A 25,030-nucleotide genomic window follows, 5' to 3' on the forward strand; every position below is an offset into this window, starting at 1 on the left:
GAATTAGAAAAATTATGGCAACTAACCGTACTTTCACAATGATTAAGCCTGACGCTTTTGGCGCAAACAATACAGGCAATGTTTTAGCAATGATTGAAGCTGCAGGTTTCCGTTTGGTAGCTGCAAAAATTACTCGTCTTTCTGAAGAGCGTGCTGGACAGTTTTACGAAGTACACAAAGAGCGTCCTTTTTATGGCGACCTTTGTAAGTATATGTCTTCTGGAAATATTGTTGCTGCTATCTTGGAGAAAGACAATGCAGTTGAAGATTTTCGTAAACTTATCGGAGCAACTAATCCTAAAGATGCTGAAGCTGGAACTATTCGTGCAAAATATGGCGAATCTATTGAAGCAAATGCTGTTCATGGTTCTGATTCTGATGAGAATGCACAAATTGAAGGAAGTTTCTTTTTCTCTAACTTAGAGAAATTCTAAATATATTTTGTTGGTGTCGTTACACTAAAACACCAACAAAGGAATATAAAATGAATAAATTTACACTTTGAAAAATTCACGCATTAATAAACAGGGTTTTAACCCTGTTTTATAGATAGCTAAAAATGTAGATTTATTTTTTTAGTCTTCCAAAGGCAAAATTTAACAAAAAACCGTTTCAAAATTTAGTTTTGAAACGGTTTTTTCATTATTTTTTTGTTAGACTCACTTCATCTCTGCGACGATAAAAATCATTACCACTTCCACTACCTGTAACTTCTATGTTTTGTATCAAAATCATTGTAGATTCTGTGAGTTCTTGTATTTCCAATATATCTCTATCTCCAATATCACCAATTATGATTTTATTTTCCTCTTCTAGTAATACCCAAATATCATTATCAGTTTGAACATCTCCATTTTCATCTATAAAACTAGAAATTAGAGTTTCATTGCTTTTAAATTCGATGGTTGAACCTACAAGTGAATCTAGCCCACTATCTACAAGTTCTTCATTTATATATACTTCATATTTTAAAGATTCATATTGCCATTCCCCAACAATTTTATCTTTAGTTGATAATTCTTCATCTTTTTTACAAGAGCTAAAACATAAAATACAAAAAGCGATTAATAGAAATGATAGATTTTTCATTTGAAGTTATTTTAGATTAATAAATAATAGATTTGTAAAATAAGTTAAAAATATAACGTAAAAGATACTAAAAATGCTGCAATTACTTTCCATATAATTTTGCCAACCTCTCAACACACCTTTCTCCATCCATAACAGCTGACGCAATTCGACCAGCATAACCTGCCACTTCACCACACGGAAAAAAACGTTTCAAAATAGGATGCTCGTTAGTTTCTCTTTCTCTAGGAATACGAACAGGTGAAGAAAATATATTTTTTTGGTGTCGTTACACTAAAACACCAACCTTTAGGTTTGCACTAGATAAATAGAATGAAATACTTATCTTGTATTTAAGTATTCATCAAGTAGGTAGAGAACCTGTAACACCAACAAGAACATAGATTCTATCCGTTGAATTAGCCTCTACCTACATTTATTCAATCGCATACTTATATAGAATTCGGAGAACTTTTATTACTCTAAATAATAAAAATTACCTCATTAGATAAGGTTTTAAGTTTGATTGACTAATTGATGAACTACTCTATTAAATAATCACTTAAAATTAACTTTTTATGCAAACTTATCAAACTTTTTTAGGAATCGATGTAAGTCGCAATCATTTAGATTGTACTTTATTGAAAGATGGTGTTATAGTAAGCCAAAAGCAAATTAAAAATAACTTAGCTTCAATAGAGAGTTACTTAGCAAAATTAGAAACTCAAATAGATATTTCTTTTTTATTAGTTTGTTTAGAGCCTACAGGCGTATATATAAATTTTTTATTGACTGCACTACTAGACAAAAAAATGAATGTTTGGGTAGAGAATGCCCTTCAAATAAAACAATCTATGGGCTTTACTAGAGAAAAAAATGACAAAGAAGATGCCTATAGAATAGCTTTGTATGCTTTTCGTTTTCAAGACCGTTGCAAACTGTATACCCCTGTAAGTCAGTCTATTAAGACCTTAAAAACATTGCAATTAGTTCGTAAAAATTTAATCAAATGCAAAAAACAACTGGAAACATTTTGGAAAGAATCTCAAAAATTTGAAACAGAACAACAAAATGAATACTTAACAGAACATCTACAAAAGCCAGTAGAGCAGATAAAAGAACAAATTATAGCAGTAGAAAAAAGCATGAAAAATGTAATTAGAAATGATGAGAAATTAAAAGAACTCTATCGACTCACTACTTCTGTTGTTGGAGTAGGAGATGTAACAGCTATAAAATTACTTGTTGTTACACAAGGTTTTACAAAGTTTAAATCTGCTAAACAACTAGCTTGTTATGCTGGTGTTGTTCCCTTTGAAAAATCATCAGGTAACCACAAAGGAAAGCCAAGGGTATCAAAAATAGCTGATAAATCACTTAAAACATTGTTACATATGTGTGCTTTAGCTGCTATAAAAGTAAAAGGGGGAGAATTAAGTGAATTTTATGAACGTAAAATAAAAGAAGGCAAAAATAAAATGAGTGTTTTGAATGCTTTACGAAATAAAATACTTCAACGTGTAGTAGCTTGTGTACAAAATAACAAAATCTATGAAAGACAAGGAGTAGGATTTCAAAATGCAGCATAAATTTATCCTAAATTTCTAAAGATTAGGCTTGACTTTGTCATAGAATTCAAAGGCTAAATATTTTGGTTTTTAAGAAAAACTGTTTCAAAAACTAAATTTTTAAACGGTTTTTTTGAATAATATAGTTTATTGTTTCTTCTATCTATAAAAAACTTGATTTTACATCTTATGATGTGTTACCTTACTCCAATTTAGACATTCTTATATGTGTTTCTCTTCTATACAAAACTCCATCTCGCCTTATATTATTTTCATAAAAAATATGAAATCTATTTTCAGTTAACTCTTGAACTGTTGCAGTAAAGCCTACATAAATACCTACTAACGGATTCGTAAAGAATAATTTTTCTCCATTATCTAAGAATCGCCAAAGTCCTCCACCTATTGATGTGTACCCACTACGTCCTCTAAATAAAGATTCTGAAGTGCTGTCAGACTTAAACTCTATAATTATGTCCATATCTACTGTTTCTGCATATACCAAATTTGTTCCATTATAATCCTGTTGTTCTACTTCTTCGTAAAGCCATCTGCCTATCAGTTTTTGTTCATTAGTCAACTCTTCTTCCTTTTTACAAGAGCTTAGAAGAAGTATGAAAATAGCTAATAATAAAAATAATACTTGTTTCATTTTGAAATTTATTTTTTGCGTAAATTATTTTAAAAGGAGTAATCACTAAAAGGGTAGTATAGTTTGTTTTCAGAAAATACATTTTTCTCTCCTTCTTAATTACATACTTATTTCCCATACAATTCTGCCAATTTCTCAGCACATCTTTCTCCATCCATAGCAGCTGACGCAATTCCACCAGCATAACCTGCACCTTCTCCACACGGAAAAAAACGTTTTAAAATAGGATGTTCATTAGTTTGCCTTTCTCTAGGAATACGAACAGGTGAAGAAGTACGACTTTCTACACCTACAATTTGCGCTTCATTGGTTAGAAAACCTTTCATTTTTTTATCAAAAGCCTTAAAACCAATTCTCAAACGTTCTACAATTTCAGGAGGTAATACTTTTCCCATTTCTACCGAAATTAGTCCAGGTTGATAAGAAGTATCTAAAAGTGATGAAGATATTTTCTTTTGTGTGAAGTCTATTAGTCGTTGTGCTGGTGCAGCTTGTGTGTTTCCTGCCACTTGACAGGCATTTTTTTCGATTTCTTCTTGATAATAAAGTCCTGCTAAAGCTCCTTTTTTTGCATATTTTTTATTCCATTCTCGTTCATCTATCGCTACCACAATTCCAGAGTTAGCATATTTTGAATTTCGCTTTGACGGCGACATTCCATTTACCACCACTTCACCTTGCAATGTAGCAGCAGGAACAATAAAGCCCCCTGGACACATACAAAAAGAAAAAACACCTTTTTCTAAATTATCAAAAGGCACTTGTTGAACAAGAGAATAAGATGCAGCAGGTAAATATTTTTCACGTTCGTCTCGTTTGTATTGAATTTTATCAATTAGTTTTTGTTGATGCTCCACACGAACTCCAATAGCAAAAGGTTTGGCTTCAATCAGAATTTGTTTTCTATCCAAAAGTTCAAAAATATCTCTAGCTGAATGTCCTGTTGCCAAAATAACTCCTATGCCTTCTATTTTATCACTATTTTCTAAAACTACGCCTTTGAGTTCTTCTTCTTTTCCTTTTGCTATAATGAAATCAGTTACCTTGGTTTCAAACAAAACTTCTCCTCCTGCATCTAAAATACTTTGTCGCATTTCGGCTACAATTCTAGGCAATTTATTTGTTCCAATATGAGGATGATTGTCTATCAAAATATCTTCACTTGCTCCATGTGCTACAAAAATCTCTAAAACTCTACGCCAATCTCCTCGTTTTTTGGCTCTTGTGTAGAGTTTTCCATCTGAATATGTTCCTGCACCTCCTTCTCCAAAGCAATAATTAGAATCTGGATTGACAATATGACGACGACTAATAGCTGCAATATCTGAAACTCGTTTTTTGACATCTTTTCCTCGTTCTATCAAAATAGGTTTTATACCCAACTCTACTAATCTTAAAGCAGCAAACATGCCTGCTGGTCCTGCTCCTACAATAATTGCTTGTGGTGCATTCTTGACACTTGCATATTCTCTTTTGTAAGAAATAGTTGGAGTTGCTTTTTCGTTTATAAAAACTTCTGCCCACACATTGACCTTCAAATCTCGCTGACGAGCATCTAAAGACCGACGAGTTTGTCTGATAGTTACGTCTTCTGTAGGTGAAGAAATATCCAATTTTTTATAAATAAACTTTTCGAAGGCTTCTTTTTCAAAGGCAATTTCTGGAGGAAGTACAAAGGAGAGTTCTTTTTTCATTTCTAATAATTTATTATTCTTTCATATTCTATTCTACAAAAATACGCAATCTAAAATTATTTTTTTAACAAAGTTAGTGATAGACTTTTTTATGAAAAAGAATCAAACGATAAAAAGTATTGATTTTTCTTGCAAAAAAAAATATTGATAACTTTTTGATAATCAATAAATTATATTATTTTTGTAGCAAGTTAAATTATCAAAAAGAGCTATCTAAAACGAATTTGGTTAAAAACAGATTCAGAATTAGACAAAGCCTTACGCTAAAATTTCAATAAGATAAATTGCAATATCAAAAGTATTTCTGTAACTTATCGAACCAAAATAACCCTTAGTAATTGAAAATGTATAGCAATTAGTTCTATTAACATCATAGTAAAAGAACTGTAAATCCTTTTATAAACGATAAAAGAAAAATTACAATGTCTTGTTATGATTATTAATTTGGAACTCTCAGAATATGTTATTATCATAATTGTTATATTTTGTTACATGTCAATCAGATTCAATTATTTTATTTCTTAAAAAGAATTAACTCCTTTGCACGATAATTGTCTTAGTTTCATCGAAATAATTTATAGCTTCAAAGAAGTTTAAAAAAATAAAAATACTATCCATCATTCTAATATCTTTTATATTATACTAATTATGTTAAAATTTATCGCTTCACTCTCATTTGTTCTTCTTTTTGCTTTTGGAGGTCATGCATTTGCATTTGCTCAGACACTTCCTGCTAATGTAAAATCTACTTTCGAACAAAAATTTGCAGGTGCTAAAGTTATTAGTTGCCACGAAATCAATGGAGAACATAATATTATCTTTCAACAAGAAAATGAAGTAAAATCAGCTCGTTTTGATGCAAGTGGAAAATGGATTGATACTATTATTTCTCTTAATCCAGGTACTGCTCCAGCTAAAATCGAAGAATATATTTCAGCTAATCATGCTGGTAAAAATGGACATATCAGAAGAATAGAAAATGAAGCAGGAACTACTTTTTTAGCTTTTATTAGTGAAACAAAAGCACTTCGTTTTGATAAGGATGGAAACATGACTAAAGAAGAAGATGTTAGTTCAATTGACGAAGCTGCTTTGAGTACAATCAAGTAAATGGCTCTTAGCGAATGTTATTATTAAAAAAGACTTTATTCTAAGTGGAATGAAGTCTTTTTTTCTGTTTAAAAATTTTATTACACTATTCCCAATACAAACTCTTGTAGGGTTGAACAAGAACACCATCACAAATTTCTTTTGAAAAATAATTTAGAAGACCGTCTTCAAAACCAATTAGACAAACGCAAAAATGAAAATAATTTGCGTTCATTAGTTGTATCCAAATCAAATAATATCGATTTTTTTTCGAATGATTATTTGGGTTTGGCTCGTAGTGAAGAATTACAAAATGCTATTTTAGAAGAATATAATTTACAAAGTAATCGTTTCAAAACCTCTCGGAATGGTTCGACAGGTTCTCGTCTTTTATCTGGGCATAACAAATATTTTGAAGAGGTAGAAATTCAGTTAGCTCATTTCTTTGATGCAGAAAAAGCTCTCTTGTTTGGTTCAGGTTATCATGCAAATGTTGCTCTTTTGTCCTCTATTTTGACACGTAATGATGTAATTTTATATGATAGTTTGGTTCATGCTTCTTTAAAGGAAGGCTATAGATTAAGTAATGCAAATCATTTTTCATTTAAGCATAATAATTTAGAAGATTTAGAAAAGAAAATTTTATATATAAAAGACAAGAATCAAATAAATCCAAATCAAACTATTTTAGTAGTTGTAGAATCAGTTTATTCAATGGATGGAGATATTTGTCCACTACTAAAACTGGTAGAAATTTGTGAAAAGTACAATGCAAATGTAGTTGTAGATGAAGCACACAGTACAGGGATTTTTGGAAAAAATGGAAATGGTTTAGTTGCAGAATTGGGATTAGAAAAACGAGTTTTTGCTAGAGTAAACACATTTGGAAAAGCTTTTGGAATACAGGGAGCTGTCATTTTGGGAAGTGAACTACTTATAAATTATCTTATAAATTTTGCTTTACCTTTTATTTATACAACTGCACCACCACTTTATCAATTAGTTTCTATTAAAAAAGCAATAGATTTTCTTCAAATTCATCAAAAAGAATTAAATGAAAAACTTTCTAATAATATAGAGTTATTTGTTTTACAAAGTAAGTGTTTTTTAGATTTACACTCTGATAGAAATTTTACTACTTCAAAAACACCTATTCAGATTATTCCAATAAAGGGAAATGAAGAATGTCAAAAAGTAGCTTCAAAATTACAAAAAGAAGGGTTTGAAGTTCGTGCTATAAAAAGTCCGACTGTAAAAAAAGGAGATGAACGACTACGAATTTGTTTACATAGCTTTAATACAAAGAAAGAAATTTTGAGATTTTTAGAGGTTTTATATCAATAGATTTTTGCAAAAGTAAATTTTTTCAGGGATAAAGTTTTATTGATAATTTAGTTGTTAAAGTTGTAGTAGTATTATTTTGGTATTAACTATTTTTAATTCTGTTTGTTAGGTATTTATGATAGACTGATGCGACCTTTTGAATGTTTTTTGCATCTACTTTTTAAACTACATAGAAAAACGTTTTTATTCTACTCGTTTTCTATACACTTTTTAGATATTGATTTTACTAAAACTAACTTATACAATGAAAACTATAAAAATTATACAACCAAATAAATTTTCTCTAAAGAAAATTATAGGAATAGCTGCTCTAACTACTACTTTATTTTATTCGCATTTTGCTTCTGCTCAAGATAATCCAGTAGCATCAGGAGCTTTTGGGTATTATATTGATGCCAATCGTTTTGCTCAAACTATTCCTACCATGGGAGCAAATGCACGTATTCAAGGTATTGGTGGTGCTGCCACAGCCATTGGTGGAGATATTAGTTCGGCTTCTGTCAATCCTGCTGGTTTAGGATTTTTGCAGCGTTCTGAAATTACATTTTCACCGTCACTTTCTTTTTTAGGTTCTGACGCTACTTATAATTTAGGCTCTCAAAATGCACCAACAGAAGATGCAAAACTAAATTTTAACTTTGCCCAATTAGGAGGAGCGTTTGTTTTGCCTTCAAATAATTCATCAGGATATAAAGGTGGAGCATTTTCTATTTCTTATAGTCGTTTGAATAGCTTTCACAGACGTACAAGTTATGAAGGTACAAATTCTCAAAATTCTATTATAGATTATTTTTTAAATCAAGCTGATGGAATTCCTTGGAATTCTATTTATCCATCAGAAGGAGCAACTGATTTATTAGCTCTAGCTTATGATGCCTATTTAATCAATGAGGACTTTGATTATGATAATGGAGGACAAAATACATATTATTCAATTGTACCTGTTGCACCTACTTTGCAACGTGAAACAATAGATTATTCAGGTTCTCAAAGTCAATGGAATTTTTCTTATGGGGGAAATTATAATGATAAGTTATTTTTTGGTGCAGGCTTAGGAATTCAATCATTCAAATATAGTGAAGAAAAACGCTATGAAGAAACTGTAACAGGCGAACCAACAGATCCAACTCAAATAAAATCATTGAACAGTTTAATAATTGGAGAAAATTTATCTATTTCTGGAACAGGTGTAAATCTTACAGCAGGAGTTATTTACCGTCCTGTGTATGCTGTTCGTGTAGGAGCAAGTATTACAACACCAACCTATTTTTCTGTAAATGATACATATAATGCAAGTTTGAATGCACTATATAATAATTTTTATTTTGGAGATGATGGAAATGGAGACCCAATTGTTTTGAATGATGTCAATGGAACTACACTTGATATAGAAAGTACATATAATATGACAACTCCATTGCGTGCTTCTTTAGGAGCTGCATTTTTTGTAGGCAAATTTGGTTTTATTAGTGCTGATGTAGATTTCATTAATTATGAATCTTCAAAATTGCTTACCCCTCCTCAAGAATTTAATTTTACAGCAGATAATCAAACTATCAAAAATCTATATGCTTCTACTATGAATTATCGTTTAGGTGCAGAGCTTCGTCTGAATACATTTTATTTACGTGGTGGAGTTGGACTATATGGAAATACAAGAAAGGAAGAGTTTCGCAATGAAAATGATGATGCCTTTCAAACTCGTATTTCAGGTGGTTTGGGTATTCATAAAAAGGCATTTTATATAGATTTGGCAGTGGTTCAACAAGCGACTAATACGGCTTATACACCTTATAATTTGTCTGATAATTCTAATCCTACTATTGATATAAAAAATACAACAACTAATGTAGTGGCAACAGTTGGATTTCATTTTTAATAGCTTAAAATCACAACTAAATTAAAAATCAATAAATTTACTTCAAAAAAGCTAATTGGATTTTGTGTTTTACAAATGCCCTATTTTTTTTCAATAAAAAAAGACTAGACTAGTATCTTCTTTTTTATGTGATGTTCTGAACCATAGTTTTTTTGTACTTTTGTAGGCTCAATGACATTTTAATCTAAAGACCTTAAAATAAAAGTTATATCGACTTTATAGAAATAATATGGAAAATTACACACTCAATTATTACAAGACTTTTGCTGAAGATATGAAAAAAAGTCTTCAAGCTGTTTTTGATGCCTATAATGGATATTTTGTACAAGAAGCTGTTCCTGCTTTTGGTAGTATCAACAATGAAAATGCTACTAAAATTAATTTTGCTACTACTGCTCACAGAAATTGTTTTACAGATTATGTTCTTTTAGAGCAACGAGTAAACAAATATAAAGCCTATGAAATTTACTTAAAAGAACAAGCAGAAGCAAATGAAGCTGCTTTATTAAATAAGTTTGTTCCTTCTTTTGAAAAATCGTATACATCGCTTTTCCGAATTGTAGATATAGATGTAGAAGAAGGAATTATTTATTTTGATGATGTTTTGGGTGTAAATGAAGGACAAGAAATTGCTATTATAGACAAGACTCTTACCCAATCTATAGATAAAAATCCTGTTAATATGAATTTCTTGATGTTCTTTCGTTTTATTCCTTTTTTAGGAGATTTTATTGATTTGAACGATGAAGAAGAAACACTCAAAGGAATGTCAGCAGGTTATATTTATTTCTTTGAGCCACAAGAAGAACGCACCATCATCAAAGAATATAAAAAAATGGCTGAAAAAGTAAGAGTTTCAAAATCTTCTTCTAAAAGGCAAATTGCTTTTACAGAATTAGACAAAAAATATGGAAAGAAGTTGTTGCTGTCTTAAATGCAAAAAAAAAACACACAATGGATTACAAAATCTATTGTGTGTTTTTGTTCAGGAAAAAAATACTAACAATTACAAGTACATATCCAAGAAGCACCTGCTTCTAAACAACTGCCTGTTGAATAGCATTTGAATCCTACAAAAGGACATCCTTCAGGTTTTATTTTCAGTGTTCCTTCAGCTCTTTTCTCTACAATAAGGAGTATTTCATAAATAGTTTGCAATTCTTCCTTAGAAACATTTTTTTTGAGATAGTCATAACGAAAAGTAGTAATTCCTCTTTCATTATACTCAACAGTTTCCATAAAAGCAGCTAAGTCTTTAGTAGGGATTTTAGAAAAAAGGTCTTTGTAATGAAAATTAAGAACAGTTTCTAACTCTTCTCTAGTTGTAATTTTGCTAGGAAGTTTATCAGAATTTACCACTTCTTTTTTTAGAAAAGGCAAAACTGCTGTTTCTTGTGTTATTTCTTCCTTAGAATCTACGCAAGAAAATAATGCTGTTACCATAAAAAACATTAAAAAACAAAATAAATTTTTCATAAAAAATGCTTTAAGAGTGAATAAAATAATTACTTAACTATCTCTTTATATTCATATATTTTCTTGCAAATAATGCTTTAAAGATATATTTGCAACTACTTAAAAAAATCATAAAATACACAAATTAAGAGAGATAATAAAATGTATCAAATAAATGATATAATTCTCAAATAAAGCTCTAAAATTGCATTTATTTTTTATTAAATACAATTTTTTGGTTGTTTTCAAGAATGATTGTTTATTAATGACACTGCAAAGTAAAAAAAAATAGAATTATCAAAATTTATTATATATTTTTTAGTCTTATTTTTATAGTATAGTGTAAATATGACTTTAATAATCAAACATAGAGAAAATCAGTTTAGAAATTTTTCATTAAATAGTCATATCTTTCACTTAATATTAATTCTATCAAAATCAGTCTTGATTTTTTTTAGCAACCTCAAAGACAAAAAGCTATTTTTGTAGTTAGAAGTAAAAGTAAATTTTTGATAAAATAGAAAAGTATGAGCCAGCCCAAAACAAAAGACGAGTTAAGAGAACATCTAAAAGATATTATCAGAAATATTCCTCGCCAACCAGGGATTTACAAATACAAAGATGAGAGTAATGAGATTATTTATGTGGGAAAAGCGAAGGAATTACGCAAACGAGTTTCTAGTTATTTCACCAAATCGCACCAATACGACCGAAAAACTCGGCAGCTTGTTCGTGAAATCAGAAATATAGAAATTACAATTGTCGATAGTGAAGCCGATGCATTACTTTTAGAAAATAATTTGATAAAGGCACATCAACCTAAATACAATATTTTATTAAAAGATGGCAAATCGTACCCGTATATCTGTATTACATATGAACCTTTTCCTAGAGTTTTTACAACTAGAACTCCAAATAAAAGACAAGGAACAAATTATGGACCTTATACAAATGGAAAAACACTATATGCTCTCAATGAACTCATAAAGAAATTATATACACTTCGAACTTGTTCTTATAATTTGAATGAAGAAAACATACGAGAAAAAAAATATAGAGTCTGTTTAGAATATCACATCAAAAACTGCAAAGGACCTTGTGAAGGTTTGCAAGAGGAAGAGGATTATTTGAAAGATATTGAACAAATTAGAAATATTTTGGCTGGAAAAACGAGCCGAGCAAAAGAATATTTCAAAACAAAAATGAAATCGGCAGCCGAAAAAATGGAGTTTGAAGAAGCTCAAAAAGCAAAAGAAAAATGGGAAGCTCTTCATACCTATCAAAGTAAATCGCTTATTACAAACCCAAATATTTCAGATACAGAAGTAATTGCGCTCTTAGATGATGAAGCAACTGTTTATGTAAATTATCTCAAAATTGAAGATGGAAGTATCGTTTATACAGCCAATGAATCCTATAAAAAACGTCTTGAAGAAACACTAGAAGATATTTTGCCAATGGTAGCTGTAGAGTTCAGACAGCGTTTTGGAAGTGAGGCGCAAAGAATTGTGAGTAATATTTTGGCAGAAGTTCCTTTGCCAAAAGTAGAAGTAATTAATCCTAAAATAGGAGATTTACGTAAACTATTAGATTTATCACTCAAAAATGTAGGTTATTTCAAAAAGGAAAGATTACGTAAAAAGCTAGATTTTGCAGAAAAAAAACAAGAAAGAGGATTGGCAGCCGTCGAAGCTCTTCAAAAAGATTTGGGTTTGAAAGAATTGCCTTTGCATGTTGAATGTTTTGATAATTCTAACTTACAAGGTACAAATCCAGTTTCTTCGATGGTTTGTTTTATGAATGGAAAGCCTTCAAAGAGAAATTACAGAAAATATCATGTAAAAACAGTAGAAGGAGCAAACGATTTTGCGACAATGTACGAAGTGGTTTATCGTCGTTATAGAAGACTTTTAGAAGAAAAACAACCTTTGCCAAATTTAGTAATTGTTGATGGTGGAAAAGGACAGCTAAGTTTTGGAGCGCAGGCTTTAAAAGATTTGGGTGTGTATGGCAAAATTCCGATTGTTGGAATTGCAAAGCGTTTGGAAGAAGTTTTTTATCCCGAAGACCAACATCCTATTTATATCAATAAAAAATCGCCTTCTTTAAAGCTCATTCAACATTTGCGTAATGAAGCGCACCGTTTTGCTATTACTTTTCATAGAGATATCAGAAGCAAAAATGCCCTTCGAAATCCATTAGAAAATGTAAAAGGAGTAGGAAGAGCAACTATTGAAAAACTACTTTTAGAATATAAATCGATTAAGAAAATTGCAGTTACTTCTGATGAAGAATTAAAGGAATTGATTGGTGCAAATCGTACTCGTCTGATTAAAGAATATATTAAAAATAATCCTGATTTGTTGAGTTAGAATACACTCTAAACTGATCCATTAACTGCTGAGTGTCTTCCTTTTTACCAATCTTATATAACATTCTAAATATAGGCGTCATTATAGTTGGAAAAATAGAAATAGATATTATATGTAACCAGTCAATATACCATAAATAACGATTACCACTAAAAGACTGTCTATATTCTATAGCTGTAAAAATTCCATATAAATATGCTATTGCAAGAAGTACCATAACTAATTTGCCAAAGCTATTATATTTCGTAGTTATAGACAGTTTTTCATCCTTACCCTTTTTTATAACTTTTCCTATGATTACAGGGTGAAAGAAAGCATATAGCCCATTATACTTCCAAATCTTGAAGCTATCTTTGTTTACTGTCCCAACAAAACTTGTGTTTTTACTAATTATAGTCCAAATGTGGTTTAGTATGTTGTCTTTATATTTGTATTCTAAACTTTTTTCTAAATTAAATAAAGTTTGTTCTAGATTGGTCATATTCTGAAATAAGGATTTTTTACTTTTTTATAGAATACGTTTTTTTTGACAAATTGTTGAAGTTATTTGACAACAACTATTTTGGCTCTTCCGACAACTTAGCAAAATGTTGTATTTTAAGTCCTAACTTTTATTTTAATCTGTACTGAAAGTCTGACCCAGTTAAAATAGAAAATAGATACAATTAATTTTGACTGACTACTTATCTCAAATAGATAGAAGAAAAATAAAAAACGGACAACCTTTGTTACAAGATTATCCGTTTTTTGCATTTTAAAAGGGACAATACAACTTTCTCACATTAAAGTGTAAGCTACATTAATGCATTACTCTTTCAAATTTACCTTTTTGAGTTCTCCTGTTGGAGTCAGAATATAAATTGTTTTATCGTCTTTTTCTTCTTTTGGTAAAGTATAACGAACTTTCAGTGTAAAAAATAACTGAACAGCAGGTTCTAAAATAGTCGGATTAATAATACATTCTATATTGTCATAATCTAGTTTTTCATAGAAAGCACTTGGCGAACGATTTTTATCGTTTACCTTGTAGTTTTTGGAGAAAGAAGTTTTTCCTTTCGAAATCGCTTCATAGGAACGGTATCTATCAAAAGGAAAAAAAGTCTGAAAATTTTCATCAGCTACTTTTTCAGCTTTAGATAACTTTATATTCAAACTATCATAGAGTTTTTCTTTTTTAGCAATAATTTCAAAGGCCTTTTTACGTAATTTTTGATAGAGAATGTCTGTATCTTTGATAAAATATTCTACTTTAGATAAATCATAAATTTCATTTTCGGCAGCTTTGGCAATTATTTTATCTAAAATTTTATTGTCTTTGAAGCGAACATGAACATTCTTTTTAAGCTCAAAACCCACAGGAACTTCATTATAGGTTCTGCTAAAGAATTTTTTCTCAACATCGTATTCGTATTCTGGAACAAGCGAAAGAAAATCAATAATCATTTCGTTTTCTTTGATTCCTAACTCTATTAATCCTTTTTGAAAGTTAGCTATTCGTTTGTCCATATTTTCCTGTACATCTTTAAGCTCTTTTCCTTTTTGTTCGATATGAAACATTGCCACATATTCATCTGCCGTTACATTCATCAAAACAGTTGCTTCTAATTCTTGTAGACTAGAACCTAAAATTGTTGCTTGTGGAAGTTCTTGATTTGGCTTTTTATCAGCGTCATAATTCGAATTTCCATAATTATAATTGGCTCTGTTTTGCGCTAAAGAAACAGAACTAAAGAAAAATAAAATAAAAATGAACGATAAAGTTAATCTATTATTTGTTTTCATAAAATTTGAGGTAAATTTGGTAAAAAGAGAATGAGTTCAAGACCCTAAGGGTTTTCAAAAACCCTTAGGGTCTAAACAAAAATTTAATAAAAATGATAAATCTCTCTAATTTACAAAAAGATAAAGTTTCAACAGCACAAGTCATAGCAGATATTGGCGTTTTGATATTAGTTTTGATAAATCTCACTCTGATTATTTTCAATTTTTTGTTTACTGCTGAGCTTGTTCAAAATTTTCTCAAAACTTATCTTACCTCATTTTATGATTTTTATAATGTCTATGTCTTCAAAAATTTTGCGTTGATAGACTTAGTGTTTGTAGGCATTTTTGTAAGTGATATTTTGGTTCGTTGGGCAATTGCTATTTATCTAAATACGTATCACCGTTGGTTTTTTTATCCTTTTATTCATTGGTACGATGTTTTGGGTTGTTTGCCTTCGTTTCGTTCATTTCGGGTATTGCGTTTGTTTGCTATTCTTTACAAACTTCACTTAATGGAAGTTATCAATCTTTCAAATACCTATATTTATAAAACACTAGGAAAATATTTTTCCATTTTTGTAGAAGAAGTTTCAGACAGAGTTGTAATTAATGTATTGAATGAAGTGCAGGGAGAAGTAATGAAGGGAAGTCCGATTGTAGAAAAAATAGTAGAAGATGTAGTTCGTCCTCGCTCCAATCTTTTGACAACTTGGCTTACAAAACGTGTGCAAGTGGTGGCTGCCAAAAATTATCCAACCTATAAGTATGAACTCAAACGTTATGTAGAAACGCTTATCAATGAAGCTGTAGAGAAAAATGCAGAAATAAAAACGATAGGAAAAGTTCCGATTATGGGCGAATTTATTTCTCAAAACCTAGAAAGAGCTATTGCAGATATTGTTTTTAATGTTGTCAATCAGCTTGTAGAAGATGCTACAACGGTTGAAGAGAACAGAATTTTGAAAGAAGTAACGGAAATTTTAGTAGAAGCATTACTTATCGATTCAAAATCTCAAGAACAGTTTGGCATGATAACCAAAGGAATGATAAATGAAGCCTTAGAGCTTATCAAAAAACAAGTAGCCATCAAACAGTGGCAACTCAAAGAGTTAGAAGAAAAAGAATTTGGTTTTAGTCCTCCTGCACAACAAAGTATAGAGGAAATTGATCAGGAATGGAAAGCTGAGAAAATGAGTACAAAACCTACTAAAAATTCAAAATTATAGTAGACCAGTTAAAGTAAATGCCAAGTTGTCCGAAATTGGTAAAAAAAATTAAAAGAACTATCTTTACAAATTAATACCATCTACTTTTGTACGATTTTGGAAAGAATGTAGATAAACTGATAATAACAAAAAATTAAATTATAAATTTTGGATATACAAGGAGTAATTATTGGAATTTTGCAGCTTTTGGCTTCGCTTTCTATTTTAGTAGGATTGCACGAATTGGGGCATTTGTTGGCTGCAAAATATTTTGGAGTTAGAGTAGAAAAATTTTCTATTGGTTTTCCTCCAAAAATATTTGGTTTTAAATATGGAGAAACAGAATATTGTTTGAGTGCTTTGCCTTTAGGTGGCTACGTCAAAATTACAGGTATGATTGACGAATCTTTAGACACTGACCAAATGAAAGGTGAGCCTCAACCCTATGAATTTCGTTCAAAACCAGCTTGGCAGCGTCTTATCATTATGTTAGGAGGAATTATTTTTAATGTTGTCTTAGGTGTTTTGATAATGATTGCTATTGCTTTTACGTATGGTGAAAAATATATTCCAATAGATGAAGTAAATAAATACGGAATTGAGGTAAATGAGCTTGGAAAAAGTCTTGGATTAGAAACAGGCGACAAAATAATCAATATCAATGGAGAAACACCAAAATCGTTTAGAGATTTATTAGATCCAGCTTTTATCTTAAACGATAATTCATATTATACTATTGAAAGAAATGGACAGGAAATGAAAATTCCGATTACAAGCGAATTTTTACAAGTCTATAGCTCAGATAAAGATGAAGCAAAAGGATTTTTGACAATGCGTGATGGAAAATATCCTTTCTTGATTGGTGCAATTGCACCAAATAGAAATGCAGACAAAGCAGGGCTAAAATCGAAGGATAGAGTAGTAAAAGTAAATGAAACACCAACACCAGATTTCGATACTTTTCAAGCATTATTGCATCAAAATGCAGGTAAACAACTTACTTTTGTAGTAGAAAGAGAGGGTAAGACAATGAATTTGCCTATTACAGTTGCAGAAGACAGTACAATCGGAGTAGGAATAAACAAAGAAATAAACTTTGTGGAACGTCCGTATAGTTTCTCAGAGTCTTTACAAGTGGGAACAGAAACTGCTTTTGGTGTAATTGGAGTACAGGCAATGGCATACAAAAAAATGGCAAAAGGAGATATTAATGCTTCTGATTCTTTGAGTGGTCCTATTGGAATGGTAATGATTTTTGGAATGGAATTCGATGCCTATCGTTTTTGGAGAATCACAGGGTTTTTGTCAATGGTTTTGGCTCTGATGAACCTTCTACCAATTCCTGCACTTGATGGAGGACATGTTATGTTCCTTCTTTATGAAATGATTACAGGTCGTCCTCCTTCAGATAAATTCCTAGAAATTGCCCAAAAAGTAGGAATGGTTCTTATTCTTTGTTTGATGATTTTTGTTTTTGGAAATGATATTTGGAAAATCATAAAAGGATTTTTATAAAAAATAGTTGAAATATCATCTAATTTTAATAAGGCTAAAAAGTGGATTTTGAATAGTAATATATTCACTCTTCTTTTTAGCCTTGTTTTTTAATATTATTCCTAAAAACAGTTTTAATAACTTTATTTTAACTAAGAAGTTGTTTAAGAATTAGTTTTTCTTTTGTGTCTATCTCTGATAAATATCAAAGTAAAAGCTAAATAATGTAGGCTTTGCCAAGTATGAATTTTAGTTTCATATCGTATCAATATTGCCTTAAAAGCATCTAACCAAGCATTAGTTCTTTCTATTGCAAAACGTAAATCATACATTTTTTCATCTTTAAATGGTTGATTATCAATATCTTTTCGGTTTCTTTTATTAAAATCTATGTTATCCACAATGTCCATATGCGAGCAAAAAGAACGAAATGAATTTGTATCAAAAGCAGCATCTGCATTAAGAAAAATTCCTTCTTGTCTGATATTTGCCTTGTTCAAATCTACTATCATAGTTTGCATATTTTTTTCAAGTTCAAAAGCATCGTGATGATTTCCACCTTGAGGCACAGACATCGCTACTGGAATTCCATTTTTATCGGTCAGAAATAGCGAGTTTGTTGTCTTACATCTTTTTCTGCTTGAATAAGCTACTCCTTCTCCTCCTTGTTTAGCTGGCGAATGACTACCATCCAAATGACAAATAGAAAGGTCTATATCAGAACGATTCTTAGATAAATAATGTGTCCATAAATTCTTCCAGCTTTCCAACTTTGACCATTTATTATAGTGGTAATAGACTGTATTCCAGCTAATTGAGGTTCTGCCAAAAAATTGTTTGATAGGTAATTCTCTCCATTGAGTACCTGTTTTAAGACGATAAATAATAGCTTTAACAATGCGCCAAAGAGCTACTTTAGGCTTACGACCTTTTTTAAATTGAGTTAAATAGGGTAAAATATTTTCTGTTATAGTTTTTTTTGATAAGTTTACGTACATAGAGGTAAAGAGTTAGAAATTGCAAATGTGAAGATTTACAATGATAACTATTTTACCTCTTTTTTGAAAAAATAATTACCTATTCTTAAACAGCTTCTAATTTATATTTATGAAAATTATTCAATTTATCTTATGTTTTTGTTTTCTTGCTACCTTTATTTGTTCTCAAAACTCTATTTTTGCTCAAGATGAGAAATCAGAAAATAGTTTAGATACACTCTCAGATTCCTCTATAGACCCTTACAATTTTGAAGCTCAATTTGATTATCAAGGCTCTAGCTACAAATATTCTGTTTCTGAAAAGGGTGATGATTGGTATAGCTTAGTAATTTGGAGAAAAAATACACTGCTAGAAGGAGAAGCCAAAATGATGGAAGTTTATTCTACTCATATCATGATTGAGGATGAAATAGACAATACCAATAATAAAAATGCTCGTGTTCGCATTCGTTATGCAGAAAAACAAGGATATGTTTGGAAACCTTATGAACACGATTTTATGCAAGTAATATTTTTATTTGATACACAAAAGATAAATTATGCTCCGTTTGGTGCAAAAATGATTGACCGAAGCAAACACAGTATTATTCCGAATAATAAACTGGTCGTAGATTTTGATAATCAAAGTTTTACACTTGCAGATGCTGTAAAAACAAGTATTGAATTTTTCATAATGAAATACCCAAAATTATTCTATATGTAGAGTCAAGTTGCTTCAGAAAAGATTTTAAAATCAGGAGTGCATTTTATAAAACTCTATTACCTTTATAGAAACGATATTAGAAAATGACTATATTTGTTATATGCTTTTTTTTAGATTACTACTTTTATGTATGGTAATTTTCAAATTTACTGATATATAATTTTCAATCTCTATGTTAAGCTATTGGTATTTAAAAGCTCACTTTATGTTTATACATGATACATTATGGGACTTGATATAGCTTCATTACTTATCTGAATACCAAAATATAACTCACTAAAAATAAATTAATTAGAAATCAAAATATCTCAAAATTGAGAGAAAACTGATTTTTTAACAATTTTTATAAAAATAGTATTTTTACCTGACTTTTGATTACTTGTTTTGATTTAAAGTCTTTCAATTATTTTTACAAATGAAAAAAAATATCTTTTCGTTTCGTTTCTTGTCTTTAGTTTGGCTAATTTGTTTTATGCCTTTAATTTCTTTTGCACAAGACAGACTAAATTCTCCCCTTTCAAATCATTCTGTTTCTGATGAGCATAATCATACAAAAGAAGCAGCAATGAACGCTCCTAAAGCAAAAACACCACTTACTTTCATTGAAAATAAAAATCAATGGGATGAAGTTGTAAAATATAGAGCCACTATTCCATCGGGTTTCTTGTTTATGCGTCAAAACTCATTGCAGTATTCTTTTTACGATGCAAATGCTTTGAAATTGTTACATGTTCATGGAGAAGAGGAGCATGAAGGACATGAGCCTGATGAAGAGATTTCTTCTACTATTAAGGCACATTCTTTTGAGGTAGAATTTGAAAATTCAAATCCTTCTCCACAAATTATTTCTGAGCAAGTTAGTGATACAAAGTTCAATTATTTTTTAGGAAATGATCCTAGTAAATGGGCAGAAAATGCACAAGGATTTGGAGAACTGACCTATAAGGAGTTATATCCAAATATTAACCTTCATTTGTATTTGAAGGAAGATCATCTGAAATATGATTTTATTGTTTCGGCTGGTGCAAATCCTTCAAAAATTGCAATGAATTATAAGTATGCTGATAAAGTGAGTTTAGAAAGTGGACATTTGCATATTCAAACTTCTGTCAATAAAGTCATCGAACAAGCTCCATATTCGTATCAAATTATTGATGGAAAAAAAGTAGAAGTTCCTTCAAAGTTTGTTCTTAAATATGAGCAAGGAAATAAAAAAAGTAAAGTTCCTCAAGTGACATTTGAATTTCCAGAAGGATACAATAAAAAATATGAACTAATCATTGATCCTGTTTTGATTTTTTCTACTTTCTCAGGTGCTTTTTCAGATAACTGGGGAAATACAGCAACTTATGATGATGCAGGAAATTTATATTCTGGAGGTACTTCTTTTGGTGCAGGTTTTCCTACTACTACAGGAGCTTTTGGTGTTACTTTTGGAGGAGTTGTAGATGTAGCTATTTTAAAATATAACTCACAAGGAACAGGTGTTTTTTATGCTACCTTTTTAGGTGGGGATTTAGCAGATGTTCCTTCTAGCATGGTAGTAAATAGTAGAAACGAATTGATAATATTAGGAACGACAGGTTCTTCAAACTTTCCTACTACATCATCTTCTTATGATAATACTTTTGCAGGAGGAACAACTACAAATGTATTAGGCTATGATTTTACAAATGGTTCTGATATTTTTGTTTCTAAACTTAATGTAAGTGGGAGTAGACTTGTAGGTTCTACTTTTTTAGGAGGACAAGGTAATGATGGAATAAATTCTCTTAATTTTGACAGCTTTACTGATAATCCATTAGTGAAAAATTATGGAGATGAGATTAGAGCAGAAATAAATATTGATGATTTAGATAATATTTATATTGCCAGCACAACTAACTCAAATAATTTTCCATTAGTTTCAGCTCATAGAACTACTTTTCAAGGAAGACAAGAAGGAATAGGTGCGAAATTTGACCCTACTTTAAGCTCTCTTTTATGGAGTACATATATTGGAGGAAATAATATAGATGCAGCTTTTGGAATACAAATTTCTAAACGAGGAGATATTTATGTTGTGGGTGGAACATTAAGTAGTGACTTAATAACTCACGCAGCTACCATGCAAAGCAACTATAGAGGAGAAATAGATGGTTTTGTCGTACGTTATGCTTCTAACTTTGCTTGGCAAGGAGCTAGTTATTTAGGAACTCCTTTTTATGATCAAGCCTATTATGTGGATGTAGATGCTAGTGGATCTGTATATATATTTGGACAAACACAAGGTTCACAACCTGTTACTTCTGGTGTCTATTCGAATGCTAGAGGTGGATTATTTATTCGAAAAGTATCTTCTAACCTGAACAATATTGTTTGGGCAACAACGATTGGAAGTCAAGATTTTGACCCCAATATTACACCTACTGCTTTTATGATAAATGATTGTGGATATATTTATTTGGCAGGTTGGGGAAGTCCTAGCATTTATCAAGGAAGACCAGATAATTATTTGGACAACATTAGTACAACAGGAATGCCTGTTACTTCTAATGCGCTTCAAAGCGATACAGATGGAAATGATTTTTACACAATGATTTTAGATCAAAATGCTCAAAATTTAATATATGGTAGTTTCTTTGGAGGAAGGGGAGAAGGAAGAGAACACGTAGATGGAGGGACAAGTCGTTTTGATAAAAAAACAGGAACTATCTATCAAGCTGTGTGTGCATGTAGTGGAAGTGGATTTATTACTACTCCTGGAGCTTTTTCTAACCGAAACAATAGTCCCAATTGTAATAATGCAGCGTTTAAAATAGAAATGGGAATATTAAAGGCTGATTTTAATACAAATGATGGTAATCTTACAGGATGTGTTCCTTTCTCAACTACATTTGTAAATCAAAGTATTGAAGGAGTTACCTATGAATGGGATTTTGGAGGTTTAGGAATTTCTACACAAGATGATAATGTTCCTTTTACCTTTACTGTCGCAGGAACATACCAAGTTAGGTTGATAGCTACAAATCCTATTTTATGTATTAAAAAAGATACAGCTTATCTTGATATTGTTGTTTCACCTGCTGATTTTACTGTTTCACCTGATGTAACCATTTGCAAAGGACAATCAACACAATTAAGTGCTACTGGAGGAACAAATTATCTGTGGACACCAATAGCAGGGTTATCTAATCCTAGAATCGCAAACCCAATTGCAAGCCCAAGTACAACAACAACTTATACACTAACTGTACAGAACGCAGCAGGATGTCGTCAAAATCTTACTACTAAAGTAACAGTCTTACCAGAGCTTATTACAAGTTTTGGACTGACTCTTGGTGACCCTTGTGCTAATGATTCTACTGTAAGTATTATCAATACAACTCAAAATGCTACCTCTTATTTTTGGGATTTTGGAAATGGACAAACTTCCACAGCACAAAATCCACCTACTCAAAGTTACTCATCAGGAACTTATACAATCAAATTAATAGCAACAAATAGCCTTTGTAATGCTAAGGATACTGTTGAAAGGCAATTTGTAATTGATACAGATACATTTGATTTTAATTTCTCATCAGATACCACAATTTGTTTTGGAGAATCCGTACAACTTAACGTAAGTGGAGGAGCATCTTATCAATGGACACCAGCAACAGGATTGAGCAATGCAACTATCGGAAATCCGATTGCATCTCCAACAGAAACCACTACATATACTATAAAAGTAGTAGGAAGTAGTGGATGTGAACAAGAACGTCAGATTGAAATTGTGGTCGAAGAAGAAATGATTCCTAATTTTGATATTATACAATCTACTCTTTGTACAGAAATAGGAAAAGTAGAATTTGTAAATAATACAGTTGGAGCTACTTCCTATCTTTGGGACTTTGGAAATGGTCAAACTTCTACAGAACAAAATCCATCTATTCAAAATTATACAGCAGGAACTTATATCATAAAATTAGTAACTGAGAGTGAATCCTGTACTCTCAGAGATTCTGTTGAAAAACAAATTGTCATTACTGAGGATGCTTTCGTTTATGATATAGGTGATTCTACTATTTGTGCAGGACAGTCTGTGCAATTCAATGTAACAGGAGGAGTTTCTTATCAATGGACTCCAACAACAGGATTAAATGATGCAACTATTGGAAATCCTATTGCCTCACCTACCGAAACAACTACCTATACTGTAAAAGTAACAGGAAATAATGGATGTGAAGAAGAGCGTCAAATAGAAATAGTAGTAGGAGAAGAGATAATTCCTAATTTTGATATTATACAATCTAATAATTGTGAGGAGTTTCCGACAATCAGTATAGTAAATAATACAGTTGGAGCAACTTCTTACTCTTGGGATTTTGGAAATGGACAAACTTCTACAGCACAAAACCCTACAAATATAGCTTATAACACAGATGGAAATTATGAAGTAAAATTGATAGTAAATAACATTGCTTGTTCAGATTCTCTTGTTAAAGAATTTGATTACTCTACAAACAATTTCTTTATTTCTCCAGATAAATCTATTTGTTTAGGGCAGTCTTTACCATTAGAAGTAGGAAAAGGTATTTCTTACCAATGGACTCCAACAGCAGGATTAAGCGATCCTACTATTTCAAATCCTATTGCTTCTCCTACCCAAACGACTACATATACTGTAAGTATCACAACTGCAAGTGGTTGTGTTAGAGAAGAAGAGGTCACAATTACTGTTTTAGAAGAATTAAAACCTGATTTTGAAGTGGTTATTATAGATAGATGTGACAAAATCCCACTTGTGCAAATAATAAATAATTCGGTTGGTGCTACCTCTTTCTTTTGGGATTTTGGAGATGGAAGAACCTCAACACTTCGCAATCCTCCCTCTTTTCAGTATGCTAGTGAAGGTGTTTATCCAATTACATTAAAAGTAGAAAATGCACTTTGTCAAGATTCTACACAGAATGATGCAAACTCAGTCATTGATGATAATAATGTGTTTTTATCCACAATCAGAATGCCTGAAAGCCCAACTATTTGTAGAGGTGAAAATGCCCAACTTAATGTAGTAGGTGGAAATCTATTTGAGTGGACACCAACAACAGGGTTGAGCGACCCAACTATCAGAAATCCAATTGCTTCACCAGACCAAACGACCATCTATAATGTTCGAATTTCTAACCTTGATGGAGGTTGTTTTACAGACAGTACAGTTACAGTCACAATTGTGGATAAATTAGTTCTTGATTTTGATGTTCAACATTCACCTGAATGTGGTGCACCTGCTACTATTCTTTTTAATGGTAAAAATACTGGAAATGGTGACTGGGTATGGGATTTGGGAAATGGAGATTCTATCAATGTATCCAACCCAACAGAATATACTTATACACAAGCAGGAACATATACAATTACTTTGAAGGCTTCAAATGGAGTTTGTGACCAAGAACAAACAACTACAGTTACTGTCGATAATGTTTTACCTCCTAATGTTATTACACCAAATGGAGATGGACTTAATGAGACCTTTGTATTAGATAAGGCTAATATAGGCTGGAAGCTTCAAATTTATGACCGTTGGGGAACAGAAGTTTTTTCTGCTGATGATTATAACAATGATTGGGGAAATAAAGCCAAACCAGCAATGTATTATTATTATCTAACTTCTCCTGATGGAGATACTTGTAGAGGTTGGATTCATGTTTTACAATAAACAAGTATGAAAATCTGATAAAGTATAAATCCCTTTAAATTTATTTTGAAGGGATTTTTTAAAGT

The 25,030-nt window shown here is 31.0% G+C and carries 18 protein-coding genes; 11 read left to right on the plus strand and 7 right to left on the minus strand.

The features are described 5' to 3' along the window. Positions 1-14: 14 nt before the first annotated feature. On the plus strand, positions 15-434 hold the full coding sequence (locus tag V9L05_RS11555) for a nucleoside-diphosphate kinase (RefSeq protein WP_338793100.1): 420 nt from the start codon (positions 15-17) through the stop codon (positions 432-434). Positions 435-642: 208 nt separating this feature from the next. On the opposite strand, the gene V9L05_RS11560 is transcribed toward V9L05_RS11555, so the two are convergent. Continuing rightward, the gene (locus tag V9L05_RS11560; protein WP_338793099.1) at positions 643-1,089 is read right to left on the minus strand and encodes a hypothetical protein; all 447 of its coding nucleotides are present in this window, start codon (positions 1,087-1,089) and stop codon (positions 643-645) included. A gap of 557 nt (positions 1,090-1,646) precedes the next feature. On the opposite strand from V9L05_RS11560, the gene V9L05_RS11565 reads away from it, so the two are divergent. Continuing rightward, the gene (locus V9L05_RS11565; RefSeq protein ID WP_338789949.1) at positions 1,647-2,657 is read left to right on the plus strand and encodes an IS110 family transposase; all 1,011 of its coding nucleotides are present in this window, start codon (positions 1,647-1,649) and stop codon (positions 2,655-2,657) included. Positions 2,658-2,838: 181 nt separating this feature from the next. On the opposite strand, the gene V9L05_RS11570 is transcribed toward V9L05_RS11565, so the two are convergent. Then, a complete protein-coding gene (locus V9L05_RS11570) occupies positions 2,839-3,288 on the minus strand; it encodes a hypothetical protein (protein WP_338793098.1) in 450 nt (149 codons plus the stop codon). A gap of 107 nt (positions 3,289-3,395) precedes the next feature. Next, positions 3,396-4,982, minus strand: coding sequence for an FAD-dependent protein (locus tag V9L05_RS11575; RefSeq protein WP_338812025.1), 1,587 nt, complete (start codon positions 4,980-4,982; stop codon positions 3,396-3,398). Between the two features lie 648 nt (positions 4,983-5,630). On the opposite strand from V9L05_RS11575, the gene V9L05_RS11580 reads away from it, so the two are divergent. The 4 genes from V9L05_RS11580 (at position 5,631) to V9L05_RS11595 (ending at position 10,228) form a co-directional block, all read left to right on the plus strand. Then, positions 5,631-6,092 carry a PepSY-like domain-containing protein gene (locus V9L05_RS11580; RefSeq protein ID WP_338793096.1) on the plus strand — a complete coding sequence of 154 codons (462 nt, stop codon included), beginning with the start codon at positions 5,631-5,633 and terminating at the stop codon, positions 6,090-6,092. Between the two features lie 141 nt (positions 6,093-6,233). Next, complete coding sequence (locus tag V9L05_RS11585; RefSeq protein ID WP_338812026.1) at positions 6,234-7,415, plus strand: 8-amino-7-oxononanoate synthase; 1,182 nt, start codon at positions 6,234-6,236, stop codon at positions 7,413-7,415. A gap of 244 nt (positions 7,416-7,659) precedes the next feature. Further along, positions 7,660-9,294, plus strand: coding sequence for a hypothetical protein (locus tag V9L05_RS11590; protein ID WP_338793094.1), 1,635 nt, complete (start codon positions 7,660-7,662; stop codon positions 9,292-9,294). A 229-nt stretch (positions 9,295-9,523) separates the two neighbouring features. Then, positions 9,524-10,228, plus strand: coding sequence for a hypothetical protein (locus tag V9L05_RS11595; protein WP_338793093.1), 705 nt, complete (start codon positions 9,524-9,526; stop codon positions 10,226-10,228). 65 nt (positions 10,229-10,293) lie between these two features. On the opposite strand, the gene V9L05_RS11600 is transcribed toward V9L05_RS11595, so the two are convergent. Then, positions 10,294-10,770, minus strand: coding sequence for a hypothetical protein (locus tag V9L05_RS11600; protein ID WP_338812027.1), 477 nt, complete (start codon positions 10,768-10,770; stop codon positions 10,294-10,296). A 506-nt stretch (positions 10,771-11,276) separates the two neighbouring features. On the opposite strand from V9L05_RS11600, the gene uvrC reads away from it, so the two are divergent. After that, positions 11,277-13,121, plus strand: coding sequence for an excinuclease ABC subunit UvrC (gene uvrC, locus V9L05_RS11605; protein ID WP_338812029.1), 1,845 nt, complete (start codon positions 11,277-11,279; stop codon positions 13,119-13,121). On the opposite strand, the gene V9L05_RS11610 is transcribed toward uvrC, so the two are convergent. Together V9L05_RS11610 and V9L05_RS11615 are read right to left on the minus strand one after the other, a co-directional pair. Further along, a complete protein-coding gene (locus tag V9L05_RS11610; protein ID WP_338812031.1) occupies positions 13,093-13,602 on the minus strand; it encodes a hypothetical protein in 510 nt (169 codons plus the stop codon). The two genes, uvrC and V9L05_RS11610, sit on opposite strands and share 29 nt — an antisense overlap. A gap of 326 nt (positions 13,603-13,928) precedes the next feature. Then, positions 13,929-14,903 carry an SIMPL domain-containing protein gene (locus tag V9L05_RS11615; protein ID WP_338812032.1) on the minus strand — a complete coding sequence of 325 codons (975 nt, stop codon included), beginning with the start codon at positions 14,901-14,903 and terminating at the stop codon, positions 13,929-13,931. Between the two features lie 92 nt (positions 14,904-14,995). Here V9L05_RS11615 and V9L05_RS11620 point away from each other — a divergent pair, with 92 nt between their 5' ends. Together V9L05_RS11620 and rseP are read left to right on the plus strand one after the other, a co-directional pair. Continuing rightward, entirely contained in the window at positions 14,996-16,111 is a 1,116-nt protein-coding gene (locus V9L05_RS11620) for a hypothetical protein (protein ID WP_338812033.1), read from the plus strand. Positions 16,112-16,258: 147 nt separating this feature from the next. Then, positions 16,259-17,605, plus strand: coding sequence for an RIP metalloprotease RseP (gene rseP, locus V9L05_RS11625; protein ID WP_338812034.1), 1,347 nt, complete (start codon positions 16,259-16,261; stop codon positions 17,603-17,605). 143 nt (positions 17,606-17,748) lie between these two features. Here rseP and V9L05_RS11630 read toward each other — a convergent pair whose 3' ends face one another. After that, the gene (locus V9L05_RS11630) at positions 17,749-18,582 is read right to left on the minus strand and encodes an IS5 family transposase (RefSeq protein ID WP_338812035.1); all 834 of its coding nucleotides are present in this window, start codon (positions 18,580-18,582) and stop codon (positions 17,749-17,751) included. A gap of 109 nt (positions 18,583-18,691) precedes the next feature. Here V9L05_RS11630 and V9L05_RS11635 point away from each other — a divergent pair, with 109 nt between their 5' ends. Continuing rightward, complete coding sequence (locus V9L05_RS11635; RefSeq protein WP_338812036.1) at positions 18,692-19,285, plus strand: hypothetical protein; 594 nt, start codon at positions 18,692-18,694, stop codon at positions 19,283-19,285. Between the two features lie 415 nt (positions 19,286-19,700). Continuing rightward, positions 19,701-24,965 carry a PKD domain-containing protein gene (locus V9L05_RS11640; protein WP_338812037.1) on the plus strand — a complete coding sequence of 1,755 codons (5,265 nt, stop codon included), beginning with the start codon at positions 19,701-19,703 and terminating at the stop codon, positions 24,963-24,965. The last annotated feature ends 65 nt before the right edge of the window (positions 24,966-25,030 follow it).

Source organism: Bernardetia sp. Wsw4-3y2 (genome assembly GCF_037126295.1).
Classification (GTDB): Bacteria; Bacteroidota; Bacteroidia; order Cytophagales; family Bernardetiaceae; genus Bernardetia.

Bases quoted from the DNA above. Each gene is read 5' to 3' on its own strand.
- V9L05_RS11555 (WP_338793100.1), top strand. From the start codon at position 15: ATGGCAACTAACCGTACTTTCACAATGATTAAGCCTGACGCTTTTGGC.
- V9L05_RS11560 (WP_338793099.1), bottom strand. From the start codon at position 1,089: ATGAAAAATCTATCATTTCTATTAATCGCTTTTTGTATTTTATGTTTT.
- V9L05_RS11565 (WP_338789949.1), top strand. From the start codon at position 1,647: ATGCAAACTTATCAAACTTTTTTAGGAATCGATGTAAGTCGCAATCAT.
- V9L05_RS11570 (WP_338793098.1), bottom strand. From the start codon at position 3,288: ATGAAACAAGTATTATTTTTATTATTAGCTATTTTCATACTTCTTCTA.
- V9L05_RS11575 (WP_338812025.1), bottom strand. From the start codon at position 4,982: ATGAAAAAAGAACTCTCCTTTGTACTTCCTCCAGAAATTGCCTTTGAA.
- V9L05_RS11580 (WP_338793096.1), top strand. From the start codon at position 5,631: ATGTTAAAATTTATCGCTTCACTCTCATTTGTTCTTCTTTTTGCTTTT.
- V9L05_RS11590 (WP_338793094.1), top strand. From the start codon at position 7,660: ATGAAAACTATAAAAATTATACAACCAAATAAATTTTCTCTAAAGAAA.
- V9L05_RS11595 (WP_338793093.1), top strand. From the start codon at position 9,524: ATGGAAAATTACACACTCAATTATTACAAGACTTTTGCTGAAGATATG.
- V9L05_RS11600 (WP_338812027.1), bottom strand. From the start codon at position 10,770: ATGAAAAATTTATTTTGTTTTTTAATGTTTTTTATGGTAACAGCATTA.
- uvrC (WP_338812029.1), top strand. From the start codon at position 11,277: ATGAGCCAGCCCAAAACAAAAGACGAGTTAAGAGAACATCTAAAAGAT.
- V9L05_RS11610 (WP_338812031.1), bottom strand. From the start codon at position 13,602: ATGACCAATCTAGAACAAACTTTATTTAATTTAGAAAAAAGTTTAGAA.
- V9L05_RS11615 (WP_338812032.1), bottom strand. From the start codon at position 14,903: ATGAAAACAAATAATAGATTAACTTTATCGTTCATTTTTATTTTATTT.
- V9L05_RS11620 (WP_338812033.1), top strand. From the start codon at position 14,996: ATGATAAATCTCTCTAATTTACAAAAAGATAAAGTTTCAACAGCACAA.
- V9L05_RS11630 (WP_338812035.1), bottom strand. From the start codon at position 18,582: ATGTACGTAAACTTATCAAAAAAAACTATAACAGAAAATATTTTACCC.
- V9L05_RS11635 (WP_338812036.1), top strand. From the start codon at position 18,692: ATGAAAATTATTCAATTTATCTTATGTTTTTGTTTTCTTGCTACCTTT.
- V9L05_RS11640 (WP_338812037.1), top strand. From the start codon at position 19,701: ATGAAAAAAAATATCTTTTCGTTTCGTTTCTTGTCTTTAGTTTGGCTA.